The following is a 17,517-nucleotide window of genomic DNA, read 5'->3' on the forward strand; positions in this document are numbered from 1 at the left end:
TCCGATGTCCATCCGCAAGATCATGGTGACGCTGGCCGTCACCCTCGGCCTGGCGATGCTGCTCCCGGCGCTGGTGGTCGACACCGCGTCCGCCGCGGCGCCCGCGGCCGTCCGCACGATCTACTACGACGCCAGCGCGTCGCAGGAGTTCAAGGCCGCCGTGGACGAGGGCGCCGAGGCCTGGAACGTGGCCGTGCCCACGATCAAGCTCGTCGCCGCCACCGGCGGCCAGGCGACCATCAAGGTCTACGCCGACAACGGCTGGCCCCGCACGATCTCCTACGGCTTCGGCCAGGGCACGATCTACATGGGCCGCCAGGCCGTCCAGGACGGCTTCTACCCGCCGCGGATCGCCGCGCACGAGCTCGGCCACGCGCTCGGCCTGCCCGACAACCGCAACGGCCGCTGTGACTACCTGATGTCCGGCCACAGCTCGCCGACCTCGTGCAAGACCACCGCCCCGCACGCGACCGAGGCCGCCACGGTCCGCCGCAACGCGGGCGGCGGCTGGGTCACCACCCTCACCCGGCAGAACGCCTACGCGAACTGCTACACCTTCTAACCCATCGCCCCACACCGCGGGCACGAGCCAAGCCGTGCCCGCGGTGCGGCACGTCCGGGGTCAGGTGGCGGGTTGTTGCATGGCCTGGTCCAGGTGGGTGATGACGGCCGGGACGTCGTGGCTCTCGCTGGCGCGGATCAGTTCCAGCGCCGGGCGGACGAGGCCGCCGGGTCGCGCGATCAGCCGGGCCAGGACGGCCGCGCGGACGTCCATGCGTTCGATCGTCGCCGCCTGCTCCGCGTCGTTCTGCCCCGCGAGCAGGACGGCGTTGTGCCAGGCCTCCTCGCGGGACTGGCGGATGCTGAAGTCCAGGATGTGCTCGTCGCTGCGCCCGCCCACCTGGTCGAGCAGCCACAGCAGCGGCGACACGTCGCCCACCGCCGCCTGGACGGCCAGCACGACCCGCGTCAGGATCTCGTTGATCAGCAGGAAGTCGCGGCGCAGCGCGTGGATCTCCTCGCCCGGGCTCGTGCGCGCGGCGGCGACCGCGAGGTCGAGGCCGATGTGGGCGTTCACGCCGAGGATCAGGTGCTGGACGATGATCGTGTCGGCGTCGGTCAGCAGGCCGAACGTCTCGCGCCAGCAGCGGGGGCCGCTCCGGTCGCGCAGCCAGGCGTCGCGGGCCTCGAAGTAGCGGTTGCCGAAGTGGGTGTCGAAGCGGTCCATGCGGGGGCCGTCGTCGAACCGGCCCTCGTGGATCGCCGTGCGGACCTCGACGGTGACCTGCCGGTACAGCGCGGCGAAGTACCCCGCGCGGTCGCCGGTCCGGACGGCCTTTCCCACGATCTCGGCGAGCCCCGCGACGACTTCGTCGATGTTCTTCGCGGCCATATGCCACCTCCCCAAAAATGCGGACTTTTGGTAGGAGCCGTTAATTGACGCCCGGGGGACGCGGGCCGAAGAACCAGTCTCCCTCCAGGCGCTCGCGAATGAGCTCGAATCTGTGAACCTTGGCCTTTTCGCTTTCCGGCAGCGGCTCGGAGCCCAGGGCCAGGAAGACGAGGGCGGCGAGGCCCGCGACGATGAGGACGACGACCCCGAGGGCGACCACCCCGCTTGAGAAGGCGGCGAGCCCGAGGGCGGTGCCCACGACGGCGGCCCCGGCACTGGAGGCGTAGAGCGCCGCCTGCCGTTTCCGGTGGCCTGACCGGCAGGTCGCGCAGCGCGGCACGTTCACCGTCAGCACCTGCCAGGCGACGCGTCCCATATGGTGCTGGACGTTGCCGCTGAGCTTCTGCTCGTAGGCGCTCTCCTTGTCGGCCGGGTGCTCCTTGCAGAACCAGCAGGTCAGGTACATCAAATTGCTCTTGGCGATGTCGAGGCTGTCGGAGACGCGTTTGCGCACGGCGTTCGTCGCCGCGACCGCGAGCGCGCGTTCGAGCACCCGGACGGCGGGCGGCCAGTCGTCGGTCTTGTTGGCGTAGGGGATCACGCAGCCGAGCGCCCGGTTCGCGACGTCGTCCCGGGCGCCGCGCAGGACCGGGCTGTCGTCGGGGAGCGCGATCGCCAGGACGTCCAGCAGCGGCCCCGCCTGGTCGAGCAGGCGTTCGGCGGACTCGGCGCCCCGGGCCGGGTCGGCGTCGGCGGTGTTCTCGGCGTGCTCCCCGAGCGTCCGGAGCCGGGACGCGTCGGGCTCCACCGCGCGGCGCAGCGCCTCGGCGACGTCGAGCCGGGCGAAGCCCGACCGCTCCATGTGGACGATGTGGGCCTCGGCCTCGGGGCGGCGGCCGTCCCGGAGCGCGGTCACCGCGAGCCGCGCGTTGATGCCCAGCAGCGCTTCGGGCAGGTCAGCGCGGATGCGGGCGGCGGTGGCGGGGCCGAGGCGCGGGTCGTCGAAGTCGCGGGCGCGGGACTCCAGGAGCGTCCAGAAATTGCGGTCGTGGACGACCTTCACCCACGCCATGAACACCTCGGGCCAGGACGCCGTCCCGGACGCGTCGAGCGCGCGGGCGTGCGCGAGGACCGCCAGGTTGTGCCTGCCCACGGAGGACGCGGACTCCGTCCACAGGCGTTCGGCCTCGTCCAGGTCGCCGCGTCGCAGCGCCGTGAGCGCCAGATCGGGACGCCCCGGCTGCACGGGCCAGAACCAGAACAGCTCGTCGAGCAGCCGCCGGGCCGGGTCGCGCAGCCGTTGCGCGGCCTCCTGGATCTCGGTCGCATCGGGATCGGGACCGAACAGGACGCTCTCGGATGTGGAATCGGACCCGAAACGGTTCGCCACCCGCATCTTCTCAGCGTGCCGCCGGATTTCACGCGGGCTCGCAAGTATCCCCAGCCCCGTCACCCGGAACGCGTTCCTGCGATACAGATCGGGGCCCAACTCGTCCAGGAGCGGGCCGAACACGTCCTCGGTCATCGCCCTCACTCCTGACCGGCCGGGGAGATCCGCAGGCCGACGGTCCGGTTCCGGGCGGGGGAGCGGTCACCTTCGAGGGCGGACGCGGCGCCGAGGGTCGACACCGTGAACCTGCCGGTCGGTATCCCCGCGCGGTCGTGGAGCAGTTCCCGGACGACCATCGCCCGCAGCGTCCCGAGTTCGGTGTTGGTCGCATACCCGCGCCCGGGCGGCACCGGCTGGTCGTCGGTGTGCCCGATGACGGCCACCGAAATGCGCGTCGCATAAGGCCGCAGCCGCGTCCCGAGCGCGGCCAGAACAGAACGCCCATCCCGCGACAACCGCACCCCGTCCAGAAACAGGCCCTTACTAAAACTGACGGAAATCTCCCCTTGGCGGCGCCGCACGACCGCCCCCGGCACCCCGAGATCCATCCCCGCCAGCACATCCGCCGTGGGCGACGGCCGCACCGGCGCCGGAGCAACCGGAACCGTCCGCACCACCACAGGCGGCGGCGTGGAGCCGTCCTCCCCGAAACTCACCACGCCCAGGACGACGGCCGCCACCCCCACCACCGCCACCGCATAAGGCCAGGCAGGACGCGTCGTCCGCCGCGCGCGGGCCATCGCGACCCGCCGCCGGCACTCCGCGATCTCCGGGGACCCCGGGGCGAGGTGCTCGGCCTCGTCCCAGGCCGCGTCCGCCTCGTCCAGCCGTCCCTGCTGGGCATGGATGCGGGCCAGCAGGTCCAGCAGCGGGACGCTCGGCTCGATGTCGCGCCCCGCCTCCGTCAGGATCGCCTCGGCCTGGGCGTAGCGGCCGTGCCGGGCCAGCGTGCGGGCCTGCGCCAGCGCCAGCTCGCGGGTCGCGAGCAGCAGCGGTGCCTGGTCGGCCATCAGACCTTCCTCACCGTGCTCAGCAGGTCGAGGCCCGCGCGCTCGTCCGGCAGCAGGTCGGCGAGGACGCGGTTGATGTCGCGCAGCGTCCCGGCGTCGCCGTTCGCCGCCGCGCGGCGGCCCGCCGCGACGAGCTTGCGGGCCTCGCCCGGATCGCGCATCTCCGACTGGTGGGCGCACAGGTTGTCGAAGATGATGAACGGCAGGTCGCCCGACTCGTCCAGCACCCGCATCGCGAGCGTGCGCAGGTCCTCGATCCGCTGCCGCAGCAGCTGCGCGTCCCGCGAGGCGCGCGCGGACTGCACCGACGACTCGGCGATCGACAGCGACCGCCGGTGATCGCCGTTGCCCCGCTCCCGCACGATGTCCTGGACGACGGCCAGCAGCTCCTGCGACTCCCTGACCAGCTCGGGCCATTCGAGCGCGTCCTCGATGTCGTCTACCGCCGCCCGCAGGACGAGGATCAGCTTCCCGCACTCGATCGCCTCGGTCGTGTCCGCCCGCGCCGCCTCCGCCTTCGCCTCCACGTCCGCGACGAGCCGGTCCCGGTCGATCCGCAGCAGCAGGTCCGTCGCCCGCGCGTCGCCGATCTCGGTGAGCCGCCGCCGCACGGTCTCCAGCCGGTGCTTCTCGGCCTTGGCGTCCCGGACCAGGTCGGCATGCTTCGGGACGGTCTCGGTCCGCATGTTGATCACGTGCTCGAACTCCTCGTCCAGCATCGGGACGTAGGCGCGCGCGACGACCAGGCGCGACTCGTCCACCACGATGGTGAAGTCGACCGCGCTGCCCTCGGGCACGTCCCGCCGCACCTGGTCGGGCACGACCTCCAGGCGGCCGATGCGCAGGTTGCGGTCCGCGCGGGCGTGCTCGCCCTCCATGACCGGGATGCGGATCATCCCCTCCCCGGTGCCCCGGTTGACCGCGACCGTCGTGCGCAGCTCGACGTTCCGCCGCGCCGGAAGCGGGGTGTTGCGCGTGACGAGCGGCAGGAACTCGTTGCCGTCGAGCCCGACGCCGAGCGTCTGCTGGAGCAGCGGCTGCGTCTCGACCGCGCCGACCGTGTAGTCGATCCGGTCCTGGCTCAGCCGCAGGACGGCGCCGGACGCGTCGGTCAGCTCGATCCCGAACGTGTTCCGGCGCCCCTTCTCCGCCCAGAGCGTCGCGGTGAAGGTGCCCTCGTCCGACAGGGGAATCCTTCCGCTACGCCATGCGGGCCTGGCCTCGGCATTGACGAACTCAACGGCGAGCCCCGCCGCTTCCGGCCCGGTCACCTTCCCGCCGACAAACGGCTCGGTCTCCGGCCCGGTCGGGCTGTACTCCAGCTCGATCGCGTACACGCCCGGGTCCGTCTTCGCCAGCGACGGCGTGACCTCCAGCCGCTTGGACCCGGCGAAGATCGCCGCGCCCTTGGCGACCACGGTGAGCGGGTCCTGGCTCTGGTCGATCGCGATCCCGAGCCCCTCCTTCGGGTCGGCGATGCGCTCACGCAGATACGGAGACAGCGTCGTCCCCCCGACCAGCAGCACCTTCTCGATGTCGCCGGGCCCCAGCCCGCTCTCCTTCAACGCCCGGCGGCACAGGTCCACCGACCGCGCGATGTAGGGTTCGGCGATCCGCTCGACGTCCCCGCGCCGCAGATCGAAGTCGAACTCGAACCGCTGCTCCTGCGCGTCGACGAGGACAACGTCGATATCGACCGACTCTCTCCTCGACAGCTGGATCTTGGCGGCCTCGGCGGCGAGCTTGAGCGTGTTCACGGCGGCGGGCCAGCGCGGATTCCCCCGCGTGAAGTCGGAGAACCCGTACCGCTTCTTCACCGCCGGGATCAGCAGCGTCTCGACGATCTTCCAGTCGATCAGCTTGCCGCCGAGCAGGTTGTCCCCCCGGTGGTTGACGACGTTGAACTCGCCGTCGCGCATGTTGACCACGGCCGCGTCGAACGTCCCGCCGCCGAAGTCGTAGACGAGCCAAAACGCGTTCTCGACGTCCGACTGGAACCCGTAGGCAAGCGCCGCCGCCGTAGGCTCCTGAAGTAGAGGTGCCTGCGCCAACCCCGCCAACTCGGCGGCCCGCTTCGTCGCCTCGCACGCGCTCAACTCGAACGCCGCCGGGACCGTGATGACGGCGGCGGCCACCTCGTCCCCGACACTCTCCACGTCCCGCTTCAAGGACTTCAGCACCTCGGCCGAAAGCTCCTCGGGTTCCATGGACCGCCCCGCGTCCCGAAAGACCTTGGGCTGCCCGGTCGTCCCCATCCGAAGCTTGAACTCGACGCAGGTGTTCTCCGGGTCCTGCTCGCTGCGCTCCTTGGCCTCGCGCCCGACGTACAGCCGGTTGCGCTGGTCGACCCGCACCGCCGACGGGGTCGTCTCGCTGCCGTCGACGTTCTTGAAGACCTTGGCGTCCACGCCGCCCAGCACGGCGATCGCGCTGTTGGTCGTGCCGAGGTCGATCCCGAAGTCGATCGTGGTCCTGGTCATGGACGCTGCTCCCTCGCTTCCTCGCGCGGCCTCTGGTCGGCGGACTCCGGGGTGCCCACGATGACCTCGGCCATCTGGATCCGCTGGTCACCGAAGTAGACACTCGGCCGGATGGTCTCGATCACGCGTTCGCGTTCCAGCCCCGGCGTGGGCTGGAACGCGACGACGCTGATGCTCAGCCCCGAGTCGAAGGGCTCGTTGAGGTGGTCCTTGATCTCGACCCCGGCCTGGACGAGCGTGTCCCACGCCTTCTCGACCTGCCGGGTGGTGGAGCGCATCCCGTCGGGCAGGCTCGCCGTCCGAACATGAAGCCGCCAAACGGACGTCGCCACATCCGCCAGCGACCGCCCACCCAACCCAGCGACTTCTTCAGGGGCCACCCCGGGACGTTCTTCAGGCCCGGCCATCCCCACCCCGGGACGCTCCTCAGCCCCGCGCAACCCGGTCAAATGTGTGAAGGCGGCCAGAATGTCGTCCGGCCACTGGGCCTGTTGGATGCGGAACTCCCGGGGCCACCGCCACTGCCGCAGCGTCGCCCCGGCCTCCCCGGCCCATCGTCGCTTCACGACCGGACGCTTCGGTTGACGGGGACGGTGCGCGACAGTTCGGGAGGCATGGGGCCGAACCTAGACACACCCCACCGGGACCGGTCCCGGACCGTATATGAAAGGCCCCGACCCTAATCCGTAGGTTGTGGGTTCGAGTCCCACGCGAGCCACCTAGCCGTCTGTGTGGGAATGCGACAACAGCATCCCTGGCGAGTGGCCCCGGTCGTGATCGATCTGGAGCCGCCGGAGGGCGTGGGCGTTGTCGGGTCCTACAAGGCGCGTGCGTTACGGTGCTCTGCCCACCGCTGGGCAATGGGCAGGTTGGCCGGGGGCTCTGCGTCTGGATTAGCGGCGGCGCGTCGCCTCCAGCGTTCAGCCGATGCTCGCGTGTACAGGTCGAGCGCCTCAGGGGCGGCGCTTGTCCATGCGGGGAACTGGGCCACCCAGCGTTCGGCGTCGGCGGGGGTGTGCCCAGCGTGGATCAACCAGGGGATGATCTGACCGATCTCCACCCAGGACGTGCCCCGAGACGCGAACCCCCAATCCACCACGTAGGCGTGTTCTGGGGTGATCAGCAGATTGTAGGGGTTGAGGTCGGTGTGCAGAAGGGCGTCACCGGCCATCGGAGCCACGTCCGGTACGAGATGCTCCCAACGACGTTCCACACGCATGACGACCGCATCCGGGCATGGCGTGCTTTGGAGTTGATGAGCCGTCTTCGCCAGAGCCGCCAGGTCGGGGGAACCGGGCGAGTAGTCGGCATGGCGGCCTTGGACGTGCTCGAACCCCACCGCGAGCCACCCCCCGGCTTCCACGGTCCACAGAAGCCGGGGGGCGAACTCGGGCACGACAGGGTTGGTCGTGGTTTCCCTGCGCAGCGCGCGGACGCGTGGTCCGTCCTGGCCCAGGGAGGCTTTCCGAGCGGCCTTGACGAACGATGGCCCGGACGAGCCGGTCACAGTGGCGGCAAAGTCGGCGTTACCGCCGCCGGGAACCGCCCGAACACTGAGGACCGCGCCGGTTCGTCCGGTGATGGCCGTCCGGACCGCTTCCGGTAGGCGGGTCCACTGGTCGCGCATCTGCGCCCTTCGTCAGTCGGCGATCGTGCTGCACTCGGGCGGGCAGCAGCCCGCCCCGGCACCGGCCTCCCAGAATTCCATGTCCACGTGATAGCCCGTGGCCCGCAGGATCGGGACGGTCCTCTCCAGAGCGGCCACGGAGAGGATGTCAGCGTCCACCACCGGCACGTGGTGGAGGTACGTCCCCGCGTGTGTCATGCCGAACTCGTGGTAGGGCTTGGTGCGCTTGAGGAAGGCATGCCAACCCTCATCCACCGGGACCGACGGAACGATTCTGACCCACGCCTCAGGGTCCGTCGCGGCGGCCTTGATGAGTTCGGCGTGTGCCTTGAGGAACACCAGGGCCTGTCCTATCAGGCGTTCGGCGTAGGCGCGGGTGACGTGGTCGTACCGCATGATGTCTTCGACCAGGAGGGCGAACACCTCGGGTGAGACCAGCTCGCGGGGGTCCTTGACCGCCTCCGCCGTTCTCTCGGGAGCGATGGTCATTGCGACTACCTCCAGGGATTGAGCGCGACCGGTCGCCGCGCTTGAACCTCCGAGCGGCGGCGGAGTGTGAGGGTTACGAAGACCCACCACCACCGCGCGGAGAGGTCTAGGCGCCGGGCTCGGCGCTATCCTCCTGCGCCGCTACCTCAGCAAGCTGGGATTCGGCGTGGGCGTGAACCGATGGGCTGGTCAGCGGCTCTTCTTGCATGTCGGGGAGTGCCGAAGCTCATGCCCACAACGCTAGGAACGTCTGTTCTCGCTCGTCCACAATGTTGCGGGTTGTTGAGCACTAGAACGCCGCAAGTGCCTTCCTGATCAAGGCTTGGGCATCCGGGCCGTAGACGGCGGCCTCTCTGAGCACGTCAAACATCCGAACATACTGCGCCACCTCTTGGGGGCGAGTCACTTCGATCGAAGCAGTAGGAGTCTCCAAGCAGACAAGGGAATCATCGAAGATCCAGAACCCGGCGGAACCCACGGCCTTCCGCTCCCTCATCATCGGGATGATGCCAATCGATACATTGGGCAATCCCATGTCAGCCAGCAAGCGGTCAAGCTGTCCAATCTGGACTTCCGCTGTTCCGAACCAGGTGCACAGCGCCTGTTCCTCCAGAAGTACGGCAACGCGCTTGCTGCTCTGATATATGACTTTCTGACGTTCCATCCTGATCGCCAGGGCTTGCTCAAGATCGTTAGGCGAGTCCAGGAAGTCAATCCAAAAGGACAGCATCGATGCCGCATAGTCGGCGGTCTGGAACAGTCCAGGAATCGCGTTGTGCTCGTAGATTCTGAAGTGCTCGGTACGTTCGTAGAGCGGAACGTGCGCCGCCATCAGACGCTTCATTCCCGCACGCGTTTGTCTGCGAAATTCCAGGTAGGCCGACTCGACTGCCCGAGCGGTTGCAACGAGGTCTGGAGCTTCTTCCTCTACGCCGCAAGCATTGCACCAGGCGCGAATATCCGCATCCGAGGGCGCCTGCGAGCCCGTCTCTAGACGACTCACCTTGGAGTAGTGAAAACCCCGGGAGGCGAGTTCCCTGCCAGAGAAACCGGCATCCTTACGAAGCTCCCGCAGGCGTGCCCCGAGCGCCTCCCTCGCCTGCCTAGCCGAACTAGAAGGGACGGTAGTCACTGTGAGGGACCGAGAACTTCCATACTGCCTCAAAGGAGGAGCGGCAAAGGTCAGCTACATCTGGGTCATCCGTCGCCGTCATTCCAACAGACAGACCGTTGCCAGCATAATGAAGGAACACCGCCAAGTAACCGTCGAAGAGATAGAAATCGTTTCCGGGAACCCCGACAGCGGACACCGCAGGGCGAGGGACCCACCTGATGTCCTCGCCGGCCTCCACCATCGGGCCGGCGATGCTATGCGACCAGAGCTGGTATTCGCTCAGAGGCTCGGACACGATCCTAGCCCGCCGGACCGACCTCCCCGCCCTGACGTGCTCGCGAAGCGTTTGACACCAGCCACCTAGCCATGCCAAGTCGTCCGGCTCACCGGCAAGCCATTTAGCGAGGTATGGCAACTCAGTGGCAGTGCCGTACGCATCCCTCGCCTCAAGATGTAGGGCTTCACGTTTGAACGTCTTCAAGAGCCGTTCAAACTCATCAGCTTCCACTTCCCGCACGAGCCTCCTCCTCGAAGAACTCTCGGAAGAACTGAATCATGCGATCGGGGATCTCAACAACCGTCTCCCCTTCGGGGATGTCCATCGTCGCGAGCGCCTCCGGGTCCGACACGACCCACCCCTGAACGAACCAAGAGCCCCGGTCCGTCCGGTAGATCGTCGGCGAGCCAGTCGGGTTCGAGTCCGGGTCCTTGCCGACCAATCTCGGACGCATGAGCCTCTCCCGTCGGGTTGTTGCGCTGCGTTGCGCCCTCTCAGGCTCCTGTTGGGCCGCGTTGACCGTCAAGGGGTGTTGCACGATGTTGCACACCAACAGTCGCAGGGCCGTGTTCGACCCCCATTCGATCCCCACGGATGGGGTCACCAGGCCGGAACAGGTTCCAGACAGCCAGAACCCCCTCGTTAATCCGCCTCCCTCATGCGGACGGCGACGGTACTGGCCGTACGAACGAATTCGGCCAGGGCTTCCGAGCGGCGGCCCCGCGGCCACGCCAGCACCATCGGGGTGGACGGGGCGTCCTCGACCGGCACGGGACCAGGTCGGCCCGGATCTGCCCGCGCACGGAGGAGGGGACTACGGCGACGAGCCGTCCAAGGGCGATGAGCTGTATCAACTGGCCGACGTCCTGCGCCTTCGGACGCGCCGACCAGGGGGGCAACGCCTCGTCCCTGAGGTCGGCCATGGTGAGGCTCGTCCTACAGGCGAGCCGGTGCCGCCGGGGAAAGACCGCCGGCCGCGATTCGACGAGGAGCTCGGCGGTGTCGAGATCGTGCAGGTCGGCGAACGAACCGTGCAGCAGGCTGACATCCGCGCGGCCGTCACGCAGGACGGCGGTGCGCTCGTGGATCCCGCACATGATGACATCGACCGAAACCGCATCCAGCGCCTTCCCGCCCTCGGCGAGCAGCACTTCACCCGCTGGCGCGAGCGCGACCTTCCGGCTGCTGCGCTCGAACAGGACCACGCCGAGCCGCCGGTCGCCTGGTCGTCCTCGACGTCACCGACGGCGCGTCCGTGCGCAGGGCCGCCCGCTCCATCGAGGCCGACGTCGGCGGGCTCGACGTCCTGGTGAACAACGCTGGGCTGACCGGCGACCTCGGCCGCCAGACCCCGGCCGAGGCCGACCCGGACGTCGTCCGCCAGGTGTTCGAGACCAATTTCTTCGGCGTCATCACGGTCACCAACGCCATGCTTCCGCTGCTGCGGCGCTCGTCCAGCCCGCGCATCGTCAATATGTCGAGCAGCGTGGGGTCACTCAGCAAAATGTCGGACCCCGCGCATTATCTAGCGAGGATGCCGGGCTACGGGGCCTACCCGACCGTCGAAGACGGCGCTCAACTCGCTGACGGTGCAGTACGCCAAGGATCTGCGCGACGAGGGGATTCTGGTCAACGCCGCCGACCCGGGCCCCTGCGGCACCGACCTGACCCGCCCCCTCGGACGCACCATCACCCGGACCGCGGCGGAAGGGGCCGCCATCGTGGTCGAGCTGGCGACGCTCGGCCCTGACGGCCCGACCGGCGGACTGTTCAACGACGACGGCCCGGTCCCCTGGTAACTATGCTTGCCGACGCGTCGCGCCGCGCGTGAGGAGTGCGCGAACTTCCTTCTCGGGGTAACGCCGATGCCCGCCGAGAGTCCAGACATAAGGGATCTTGTCCTGTTGCGCCCACCGAGTGACGGTTTTCGCGTCCACACGGAACATGGCGGCCACCTCCGCCGGGGTGAGCAGGACGTCGTGTTGCAGTGTCTTTCGTGGCATTGGGGGGATCTCCTGTAGTAGGTGATGGACAAGGAACTCAGGAAAGGTCGAGCCGCCGCACCGACGAGATGCGCAGGATGGCCCAGACCGTCTTTCCGCCGGGCTCTTTCCTGACTCCGTGATGCCGGGAGAGGGCCTCGACGATGCCCATGCCCCACCCATGCGGGTCGGGCGCGTCATCGGGAACCGGCTCGGTCGGCATCGTCAGATCGGGTTCGCTCCTCTTGGGAGTCTTCCGAGAGAAATCGCGAACCTCGACATGGAACCCGTCCTTGGAGGCGAACATCCGCAACATGATCGGCTTATCCGTGGCCCGGATCGCATTGGTCACCAGTTCGACCGCCACGAGCACGGCGTCCTCGGTGGTCTCGATCCCGACGTTGTAGGTGGCGGCCGCCGCCCTCACCAGGCATCGGACGTCCGGGACGACGCTGGGCGTGCTCGCCACCTTGTGCCGCACCGCCACCGGCTCGTACCGCGCGGCCCCCAGAATCGCGCTCATGTCCCGCTCGATTCCGGACGCTTGCGCTGCGCCAGTTCGTCCTGCTGCGCCATAAGTGCGGCCAGCGCGGATTCGCTGGAAGCGGTGAGCGTGTCCACCAGCCGATCATCACCGACGATCATTTCGGGACACCTGAGGTGCACGGTCCACAGCTCATCGTCATAGCGCTGATAGGGCTCCGCCCAGCGACCTTCGGGCGGCTGGTACGCCGGTAGGGGATCGGTGTGACTGATTCGCGGGCTTTTGGGGGACCTGTCAACGCTCATGGACCTGATCGCTTTCGCTTTGTCCTTGTGTTCGAGCCCCAGATTGGCCCCGCCGTCGTATTGTGGGCTAGACGTACCCCCGGTACCTCGCGAAATACCAGCGATGGAGGATGGCTTATGCCCCCTTCTGCCCCCATAGATCCGCGCCAGAGCATGAGAGCCCAACTGGCCTACGCGCTTCGTCTGATGAGAGAGGCGAAGGGCCTGAGTCAGGACGGCCTGGCCAAGGAGCTGTACACGACGCGCGAGTCGATCGCCGCCTACGAGTCCCAGCGAAACCGTCCTGACAAGGACTTCTGCAAGAAGCTTGACGACTTCTTCGAAACCGGCGAGCTCTTCCAGGGTCTCTGGCACCACGCCCGGCGCGAGCACATCCACGAGTGGCTCGAAGCCTATTTCGCGCACGAGAGCGAGTCTCTGGAGATCCGCAGCTTCCAGCCGCTCTACATCCCTGGTCTGCTCCAGACTGAGGGTTACATGAGGGCAGCGGCTGCCAAGGGTCAGGTGGATGAGGACCAGATCCGCCAGCGACTGGCCCGGCGGGGCATCCTGACCCGCGCCGAGAACCAGCCGCATCTCTTCGTGGTCCTGGACGAAGCCGCCATTCTTCGTCGCAGCCACGACGGAAGCGTGATGCACGAGCAGCTTCAGTACCTGCTCGACGCCACTGAACTGCCTCGGATTCACGTACAGGTAGTGCGGATCGCCGATGGCTGGTACCACGGACTCAAGGGAGCGATGATCGTTCTCACCAAGCCCGACCGACTCCGGATCGGCTATGTGGAAGCCCAGTTTGGTGGGAGACTGGTCCAGGAGCCAGCTGAGGTCACTCGGCTGGGAATTCGGTTCGATGAGATCAGGGGCCATGCGCTGTCAGAAGAGGCCACTCGGGCCCTGATCCAGAAGACGATGGAGACGATGCGGCATGATCCAGTGGCGTAAGAGCAGCCACAGCCAGGGCGGCGAGGGCGAGTGCGTCGAGGTCTCGACCAACACCGTGGACACCCTGATCCGCGACTCCAAGGACCCCGAAGGCCCCCGCCTGACTCTCGGCCGCACCGGCCTGACCGCTCTCCTCGGCCAGATCAAGGCCGGAGAACTGGACCTGAGCTAGCTCCCTCGGCTCCGATCGTCCAACGACGGAGAGGATGCAGCATGATCCAGTGGCGTAAAAGCAGCCACAGCCAGGGCGGCGGCGAGGGCGAGTGCGTGGAGCTCTCGACCAACACTGTCGACACGCTCGTCCGCGACTCCAAGGACCCCGAAGGTGCCCGCCTGGCTCTCGGCCGGGGCGACCTGACCGCTCTCCTCCACCAGATCAAGGCCGGTGAACTGGACCTCTAGTCCACCGCAGGAGCCCCCCGACACGAGTCGGGGGGCTTCTTGCTGCTTCACCGTGAACGGCATCGCTGAGCCGGGCAGACTCTTCCCATGGCAACCAGTTACGACGAGATCGTGGGCAGGGCCGAGACCGAGATCGCGACGTTCGCCCTCTCCGGGTGGGTGGGCGCGATCGTGGTCGTTGAGGGCGCGGTGTGGGTCGCCGTCAAGCGTCCCGGCGGCGAGGAGGTCGTCGAACAGGGCCCGCTGTCCACCGCCCTGCGCCACTACACCTCGTCCCTCCGCCAGGCCGCCAACCGCACCACGTCCCTCTAACCCGTCGCGCGCGCCGGATTGTCCGTACGCGGACCTAAGCTCTCCCCATGCCGATATCCGCCGTCGCCGCGTCCCTGCGCTATGCCGACGCCGATGCCCGCCTGGGCGGCGCGTTGTCCGCCGTGTTCGAGGGGTCGGGGGCGTCGCCCGGCTACGACGAGGTGCTGTTCTTCGACGGGGACCTCAGCCTCGACGGGGATTTCCTGGACGCCGTCCGGGACCGTCGATACCCCCTGGGTGAACAACTACGACGACGATGACGACGACATCGACTTCGCCGTCGGGGACGGCATCGTCGAGGCGTTCGTGCCCGAGGTCGTCGACGCGGAGGCCTGCTGCCTGAACGTCGACGACTTCCTGGACCGGCTACGGGCCGGGCTGCCCGTCCTGCGACCCGGAGCCCAGGACGGCGGCCGGGTCGGCGAGTGACCACGTGTCTCGGGCCCGGCGCCACCACACCTCGTCCCCCCTGCAACCACAGCACGTCCCTCTGACCCCAGGGGAACCGGGACAAGCATTGTTGGTGGACGCGGCCCCGCCATTTCGCTGCGGCTTTGTGGAGCCGGTCCGGCCACAGCGGTACGGGAGCTTTGCCGGCCGGGCCCAATGCTTCTGACCTGCATCGAATGTGATTCCCTAAACGGCGCTCCCGTTACCGGCACGGCCGAATTCTCGACGCTCGGTCGGCGGAATCACGTCACCGGCTCAGGGAGAGGGGCGTGACCGCCTGGGCTGACCAGGGTCACTTTCAGTCATTAATCGATTACGAGGTGTGATGATGTTCCTGCCGCTCCCGATCTCCGGGGATCACAGATCCCACCGGGAGCCCGGACTCCACGAGTAGGCAGGAGAACACATGCAGCTCCCCGCACGCATCGCCACCGCGACCGCCGTCGCGGTGCTGGGCCTCGGGGCGGCCCCGGCCATCGTCCTGGCCGCTCCCGCCGCCCAGCAGGTGGACGTGGACCAGTGCGGCGGCCACATCTATGACCGGGTCGGCCTTCGCGGCGCCGTCTACAACGGGGTCCGCTGCCCTGCGAGTTCGAGGACGGCGTCATCAAGGCCCACCGGATCGGCCTCAAGATCGTCCTGGGCAACCCCCAGTGCCGCGTCGGCACTGACGTCGCCGAGGCCGATCTGACGCTCGACAGCTCCCAGAATCCCCCTTGTACGCGGAGGGCACGGCCACCCGGACGAGCCGGGCGGCCTGAGGCGACGCTGAGCACGCCGACCGGACAGGGCTCGCTCTCCACCGCCCTGTGGCACGACACCTCGCTATTTCCCGGCCCCCGGGGATCACAGATCCCACCGGGAAAGCGCGCTCCAATCAGCAATCAGGAGAAACAGATGAACCGCTTCCCCGCACGCATCGCCATCGCGCTCGCGGCCGCGGCGCTCGGTCTCGGGGTGGCTCCGGCCATCGCCCTGGCCGCCCCCGCCACCACCATCGCCATCGAGCAGTGCGGCTCCCACATCGAGGACTGGATCAACGGCAACGGCGGCTTCTACGTGGGAACCCTGCACGGGACCACCAAGGACCCGGTCGCGGCGTCGGTCGACATCAGGCGCGAACGCCTCGTCCTGACCCTGGACGGGCACACCGGAGGGCCCCGGCCCTATGAGTTCGAGAACCGCACCATCACCTCGAATTTGATCGGCTACAGCGTCGTCCTGGACAACCCCATCTGCCGCGTGGGCAACTTCGTCAACGAAGCCACTCTCACGATCAACAGCCCCCAGAACCCCCCTCTGCACCTGAAGGGCCAGGTTCGCCGGGTGCACTAGTGACCTGAGGCGAGGCCGAGCACGGGCCGGGCAGAGTCGACCGACACTCTGTCCGGCCTGTCGCATGACGACCCGCCGATAACCAACCGAACAGGGCCCGCATTCCACTGCCCTGCGCCACCGCAATTCCCGCCGGGAGCCCGAGCTTTCACAAGTAGAGCAGGAGAACACATGAACCGCTTCCCCGCACGCGTGCTGACCACGACGGCGGCCGTGGCACTCGGCCTGGGACTGGCGCCGGCCGCCGCCCTGGCCGCCCCCGCGCACCCCACCACCGTCCAGCGGACGGATCTGGACCGGTGCGGCTCCCACCTGGACGACTGGATCGACGGTCGCGGCGCCGTCTACAGGGGGCCGCTGGACAAGAGCGGCGGCGGCCGTCCGGTCGAGGCGACGGTCGAGGTCGACCGCGACCACCTCGTCCTGACCCTGGACGGGAACCGGGGAGACCCGCGTCCCTACGAGTTCGAATACGGCGCGATCATCTCGGACGTGACTGGCTTCAAGGTCATCCTGGACAACCCCATCTGCAAGCTGGCCACCATCGTCAACGAGACTGAACTGACGGTCGCCGGCCCCCTGGAGCCCCCCGTGTATCTGAAGGGCAGGATCTACCGGGGGCGCCGGTGACCTGACACGCCGCCGACCACAGGCCGGACAGAGTCGACCGACTCTCTGTCCGGCCTGCCGCGTCCCCCGAGGCCATGTTCGCGGCGGCTTTGCGGTACCGGTTCGGATAAACCGCTACGAGCGTTTAGTTTCCCGAATCCAATGGCCTTGACCTGCATTGTTTGTGGCGCCCTGGACGGAGGGTCCGTTACCGGCACGGCCGAATCGCCGAATCGCAGTCGGCGGAATCACGTCACCGACTCAGAAAGAGACGCGTGGCCGTCCAGGCTGAGTGCGGTCACTTTCGGTCATTTATCGGCCACAAAGTGTGATGCTGTTCCTGTCGCTCCCGACCACCGAGGATCACAGATCCCATCGGGAGCCTGAGCTCCACGAGCAGAGCAGGAGAACACATGAAGCTCGCCACGCGCATCGCCACCACCACCACGGTCGCGGCGCTCGGTCTCGGGCTGGCTCCGGCCGTCGCCCAGGCCGCTCCCGCCACCACCGCCACCACCGCCATCGTCCAGCCGGTGGTGGCGGACGGGTGCGGCGCCCGCAAGGAGGACTGGGTCGGCGTCTACAAGGGCAAGGTGCGCGGCCCCAAGGGCTCGAAGGAGGTCACGGTCGATGTCAAGGCCAACTACGAGCTCAACCTTTTCGTGGACAACACGCGGATCGACCTGCGCTACGAATTCAAGAACGGCACCCTCCACGCGGCGCGGCCCGGCATCGACGTCACCTTGAGCGAGCCCCACTGCAAGGTGGGCTCGACCGTCACCGAGGCCACGCTGACGATCCGCCGGGGCTCGCCCCCGCCCGTGAGCGGCCATGTCGTGCGGCAGTCGCGGTGACCTGAGGCGACGCTGAACGCAGACCGGACAGAGGTGCTCGGCGCTCTGTCCGGTCTGTCATG

Annotated in this window: 26 protein-coding genes and 1 pseudogene; 13 read left to right on the top strand and 14 right to left on the bottom strand. The window is 68.2% G+C overall.

Annotated elements, in window-relative coordinates; genetic code table 11:
- Window positions 1–4: 4 nt before the first annotated feature.
- On the top strand, window positions 5–562 hold the full coding sequence (locus tag K2F47_RS17125; RefSeq protein WP_242904398.1) for a snapalysin family zinc-dependent metalloprotease: 558 nt from the start codon (window positions 5–7) through the stop codon (window positions 560–562).
- Window positions 563–622: 60 nt separating this feature from the next.
- On the opposite strand, the gene K2F47_RS17130 is transcribed toward K2F47_RS17125, so the two are convergent.
- The 11 genes from K2F47_RS17130 to K2F47_RS17180 all read right to left on the bottom strand — a co-directional run bounded on the left by K2F47_RS17130 (window position 623) and on the right by K2F47_RS17180 (window position 10,985).
- Window positions 623–1,393: a DUF5995 family protein gene (locus K2F47_RS17130; RefSeq protein ID WP_242904400.1), complete on the bottom strand. Its 771-nt coding sequence runs from the start codon at window positions 1,391–1,393 to the stop codon at window positions 623–625.
- A gap of 40 nt (window positions 1,394–1,433) precedes the next feature.
- Window positions 1,434–2,918: a hypothetical protein gene (locus K2F47_RS17135; RefSeq protein WP_242904402.1), complete on the bottom strand. Its 1,485-nt coding sequence runs from the start codon at window positions 2,916–2,918 to the stop codon at window positions 1,434–1,436.
- Between the two features lie 5 nt (window positions 2,919–2,923).
- Window positions 2,924–3,793 (bottom strand): OmpA family protein, encoded by an 870-nt coding sequence (locus K2F47_RS17140; RefSeq protein ID WP_242904404.1) that lies wholly within the window; start codon window positions 3,791–3,793, stop codon window positions 2,924–2,926.
- Entirely contained in the window at window positions 3,793–6,273 is a 2,481-nt protein-coding gene (locus tag K2F47_RS17145) for an Hsp70 family protein (RefSeq protein WP_242904405.1), read from the bottom strand. Before K2F47_RS17145 ends, K2F47_RS17140 begins: the two co-directional genes overlap by 1 nt.
- Entirely contained in the window at window positions 6,270–6,839 is a 570-nt protein-coding gene (locus tag K2F47_RS17150) for a hypothetical protein (protein WP_242904407.1), read from the bottom strand. The genes K2F47_RS17145 and K2F47_RS17150 overlap by 4 nt, the downstream gene beginning before the upstream one ends.
- A 251-nt stretch (window positions 6,840–7,090) precedes the next feature.
- The gene (locus tag K2F47_RS17155) at window positions 7,091–7,900 is read right to left on the bottom strand and encodes a phosphotransferase (RefSeq protein WP_242904414.1); all 810 of its coding nucleotides are present in this window, start codon (window positions 7,898–7,900) and stop codon (window positions 7,091–7,093) included.
- 12 nt (window positions 7,901–7,912) lie between these two features.
- Window positions 7,913–8,389 carry a glycine-rich domain-containing protein gene (locus K2F47_RS17160; protein ID WP_242904416.1) on the bottom strand — a complete coding sequence of 159 codons (477 nt, stop codon included), beginning with the start codon at window positions 8,387–8,389 and terminating at the stop codon, window positions 7,913–7,915.
- A gap of 289 nt (window positions 8,390–8,678) precedes the next feature.
- On the bottom strand, window positions 8,679–9,521 hold the full coding sequence (locus tag K2F47_RS17165; RefSeq protein ID WP_242904418.1) for a helix-turn-helix domain-containing protein: 843 nt from the start codon (window positions 9,519–9,521) through the stop codon (window positions 8,679–8,681).
- On the bottom strand, window positions 9,502–10,020 hold the full coding sequence (locus K2F47_RS17170) for a DUF6879 family protein (RefSeq protein WP_242904420.1): 519 nt from the start codon (window positions 10,018–10,020) through the stop codon (window positions 9,502–9,504). The genes K2F47_RS17165 and K2F47_RS17170 overlap by 20 nt, the downstream gene beginning before the upstream one ends.
- The gene (locus K2F47_RS41410; RefSeq protein ID WP_308198421.1) at window positions 10,001–10,372 is read right to left on the bottom strand and encodes a hypothetical protein; all 372 of its coding nucleotides are present in this window, start codon (window positions 10,370–10,372) and stop codon (window positions 10,001–10,003) included. Before K2F47_RS41410 ends, K2F47_RS17170 begins: the two co-directional genes overlap by 20 nt.
- A gap of 64 nt (window positions 10,373–10,436) precedes the next feature.
- The gene (locus K2F47_RS17180) at window positions 10,437–10,985 is read right to left on the bottom strand and encodes a type 2 periplasmic-binding domain-containing protein (protein ID WP_242904422.1); all 549 of its coding nucleotides are present in this window, start codon (window positions 10,983–10,985) and stop codon (window positions 10,437–10,439) included.
- A gap of 50 nt (window positions 10,986–11,035) precedes the next feature.
- Here K2F47_RS17180 and K2F47_RS41735 point away from each other — a divergent pair.
- Both K2F47_RS41735 and K2F47_RS17185 read left to right on the top strand, forming a co-directional pair.
- Window positions 11,036–11,218 (top strand): annotated as a pseudogene (locus K2F47_RS41735) (SDR family NAD(P)-dependent oxidoreductase); the annotation flags it as partial.
- A gap of 151 nt (window positions 11,219–11,369) precedes the next feature.
- Window positions 11,370–11,579, top strand: a complete 210-nt coding sequence (locus K2F47_RS17185; protein ID WP_242904424.1) for a Rossmann-fold NAD(P)-binding domain-containing protein — start codon at window positions 11,370–11,372, stop codon at window positions 11,577–11,579.
- Here the strand turns inward: K2F47_RS17185 and K2F47_RS17190 are convergent, their stop codons facing one another.
- Genes K2F47_RS17190 through K2F47_RS17200 form a run of 3 tightly spaced genes read right to left on the bottom strand, consistent with a single transcriptional unit; the run spans window position 11,580 to window position 12,551 of the window.
- Window positions 11,580–11,783: a BldC family transcriptional regulator gene (locus K2F47_RS17190; protein WP_242904430.1), complete on the bottom strand. Its 204-nt coding sequence runs from the start codon at window positions 11,781–11,783 to the stop codon at window positions 11,580–11,582.
- A gap of 37 nt (window positions 11,784–11,820) precedes the next feature.
- Window positions 11,821–12,285, bottom strand: a complete 465-nt coding sequence (locus tag K2F47_RS17195; protein WP_242904432.1) for an ATP-binding protein — start codon at window positions 12,283–12,285, stop codon at window positions 11,821–11,823.
- Complete coding sequence (locus K2F47_RS17200) at window positions 12,282–12,551, bottom strand: hypothetical protein (RefSeq protein ID WP_242904433.1); 270 nt, start codon at window positions 12,549–12,551, stop codon at window positions 12,282–12,284. The genes K2F47_RS17195 and K2F47_RS17200 overlap by 4 nt, the downstream gene beginning before the upstream one ends.
- Before the next feature lie 153 nt (window positions 12,552–12,704).
- On the opposite strand from K2F47_RS17200, the gene K2F47_RS17205 reads away from it, so the two are divergent.
- From K2F47_RS17205 to K2F47_RS17250, 10 genes are all read left to right on the top strand, one after another.
- Window positions 12,705–13,493, top strand: a complete 789-nt coding sequence (locus K2F47_RS17205; RefSeq protein ID WP_242904435.1) for a helix-turn-helix domain-containing protein — start codon at window positions 12,705–12,707, stop codon at window positions 13,491–13,493.
- The gene (locus tag K2F47_RS17210; protein ID WP_242904437.1) at window positions 13,477–13,665 is read left to right on the top strand and encodes a DUF397 domain-containing protein; all 189 of its coding nucleotides are present in this window, start codon (window positions 13,477–13,479) and stop codon (window positions 13,663–13,665) included. The genes K2F47_RS17205 and K2F47_RS17210 overlap by 17 nt, the downstream gene beginning before the upstream one ends.
- Before the next feature lie 41 nt (window positions 13,666–13,706).
- Entirely contained in the window at window positions 13,707–13,895 is a 189-nt protein-coding gene (locus tag K2F47_RS17215; protein ID WP_242904439.1) for a DUF397 domain-containing protein, read from the top strand.
- A gap of 87 nt (window positions 13,896–13,982) precedes the next feature.
- Entirely contained in the window at window positions 13,983–14,207 is a 225-nt protein-coding gene (locus K2F47_RS17220) for a hypothetical protein (RefSeq protein WP_242904441.1), read from the top strand.
- A 47-nt stretch (window positions 14,208–14,254) separates the two neighbouring features.
- Window positions 14,255–14,467: a hypothetical protein gene (locus tag K2F47_RS17225; RefSeq protein WP_242904448.1), complete on the top strand. Its 213-nt coding sequence runs from the start codon at window positions 14,255–14,257 to the stop codon at window positions 14,465–14,467.
- A complete protein-coding gene (locus K2F47_RS17230; RefSeq protein WP_242904449.1) occupies window positions 14,445–14,636 on the top strand; it encodes a hypothetical protein in 192 nt (63 codons plus the stop codon). The genes K2F47_RS17225 and K2F47_RS17230 overlap by 23 nt, the downstream gene beginning before the upstream one ends.
- A gap of 427 nt (window positions 14,637–15,063) precedes the next feature.
- The gene (locus K2F47_RS17235; RefSeq protein WP_242904451.1) at window positions 15,064–15,348 is read left to right on the top strand and encodes a hypothetical protein; all 285 of its coding nucleotides are present in this window, start codon (window positions 15,064–15,066) and stop codon (window positions 15,346–15,348) included.
- A 206-nt stretch (window positions 15,349–15,554) separates the two neighbouring features.
- On the top strand, window positions 15,555–15,992 hold the full coding sequence (locus tag K2F47_RS17240; RefSeq protein ID WP_242904453.1) for a hypothetical protein: 438 nt from the start codon (window positions 15,555–15,557) through the stop codon (window positions 15,990–15,992).
- A 171-nt stretch (window positions 15,993–16,163) separates the two neighbouring features.
- Complete coding sequence (locus K2F47_RS17245; protein ID WP_242904454.1) at window positions 16,164–16,622, top strand: hypothetical protein; 459 nt, start codon at window positions 16,164–16,166, stop codon at window positions 16,620–16,622.
- Between the two features lie 392 nt (window positions 16,623–17,014).
- Window positions 17,015–17,455 carry a hypothetical protein gene (locus K2F47_RS17250; protein ID WP_242904456.1) on the top strand — a complete coding sequence of 147 codons (441 nt, stop codon included), beginning with the start codon at window positions 17,015–17,017 and terminating at the stop codon, window positions 17,453–17,455.
- Window positions 17,456–17,517 lie beyond the last annotated feature (62 nt).

It is taken from the genome of Actinomadura terrae (genome assembly GCF_022751215.1).
GTDB lineage: Bacteria > Actinomycetota > Actinomycetes > Streptosporangiales > Streptosporangiaceae > Spirillospora > Spirillospora terrae.

What these genes read in the sequence shown, in the direction of transcription:
- K2F47_RS17125 (WP_242904398.1), top strand. Translation starts at nt 5, where the DNA reads ATGTCCATCCGCAAGATCATGGTGACGCTGGCCGTCACCCTCGGCCTG.
- K2F47_RS17130 (WP_242904400.1), bottom strand. Translation starts at nt 1,393, where the DNA reads ATGGCCGCGAAGAACATCGACGAAGTCGTCGCGGGGCTCGCCGAGATC.
- K2F47_RS17135 (WP_242904402.1), bottom strand. Translation starts at nt 2,918, where the DNA reads ATGACCGAGGACGTGTTCGGCCCGCTCCTGGACGAGTTGGGCCCCGAT.
- K2F47_RS17140 (WP_242904404.1), bottom strand. Translation starts at nt 3,793, where the DNA reads ATGGCCGACCAGGCACCGCTGCTGCTCGCGACCCGCGAGCTGGCGCTG.
- K2F47_RS17145 (WP_242904405.1), bottom strand. Translation starts at nt 6,273, where the DNA reads ATGACCAGGACCACGATCGACTTCGGGATCGACCTCGGCACGACCAAC.
- K2F47_RS17155 (WP_242904414.1), bottom strand. Translation starts at nt 7,900, where the DNA reads ATGCGCGACCAGTGGACCCGCCTACCGGAAGCGGTCCGGACGGCCATC.
- K2F47_RS17160 (WP_242904416.1), bottom strand. Translation starts at nt 8,389, where the DNA reads ATGACCATCGCTCCCGAGAGAACGGCGGAGGCGGTCAAGGACCCCCGC.
- K2F47_RS17190 (WP_242904430.1), bottom strand. Translation starts at nt 11,783, where the DNA reads ATGCCACGAAAGACACTGCAACACGACGTCCTGCTCACCCCGGCGGAG.
- K2F47_RS17195 (WP_242904432.1), bottom strand. Translation starts at nt 12,285, where the DNA reads ATGAGCGCGATTCTGGGGGCCGCGCGGTACGAGCCGGTGGCGGTGCGG.
- K2F47_RS17200 (WP_242904433.1), bottom strand. Translation starts at nt 12,551, where the DNA reads ATGAGCGTTGACAGGTCCCCCAAAAGCCCGCGAATCAGTCACACCGAT.
- K2F47_RS17205 (WP_242904435.1), top strand. Translation starts at nt 12,705, where the DNA reads ATGAGAGCCCAACTGGCCTACGCGCTTCGTCTGATGAGAGAGGCGAAG.
- K2F47_RS17210 (WP_242904437.1), top strand. Translation starts at nt 13,477, where the DNA reads ATGATCCAGTGGCGTAAGAGCAGCCACAGCCAGGGCGGCGAGGGCGAG.
- K2F47_RS17215 (WP_242904439.1), top strand. Translation starts at nt 13,707, where the DNA reads ATGATCCAGTGGCGTAAAAGCAGCCACAGCCAGGGCGGCGGCGAGGGC.
- K2F47_RS17220 (WP_242904441.1), top strand. Translation starts at nt 13,983, where the DNA reads ATGGCAACCAGTTACGACGAGATCGTGGGCAGGGCCGAGACCGAGATC.
- K2F47_RS17225 (WP_242904448.1), top strand. Translation starts at nt 14,255, where the DNA reads ATGCCGATATCCGCCGTCGCCGCGTCCCTGCGCTATGCCGACGCCGAT.
- K2F47_RS17235 (WP_242904451.1), top strand. Translation starts at nt 15,064, where the DNA reads ATGCAGCTCCCCGCACGCATCGCCACCGCGACCGCCGTCGCGGTGCTG.
- K2F47_RS17240 (WP_242904453.1), top strand. Translation starts at nt 15,555, where the DNA reads ATGAACCGCTTCCCCGCACGCATCGCCATCGCGCTCGCGGCCGCGGCG.
- K2F47_RS17245 (WP_242904454.1), top strand. Translation starts at nt 16,164, where the DNA reads ATGAACCGCTTCCCCGCACGCGTGCTGACCACGACGGCGGCCGTGGCA.
- K2F47_RS17250 (WP_242904456.1), top strand. Translation starts at nt 17,015, where the DNA reads ATGAAGCTCGCCACGCGCATCGCCACCACCACCACGGTCGCGGCGCTC.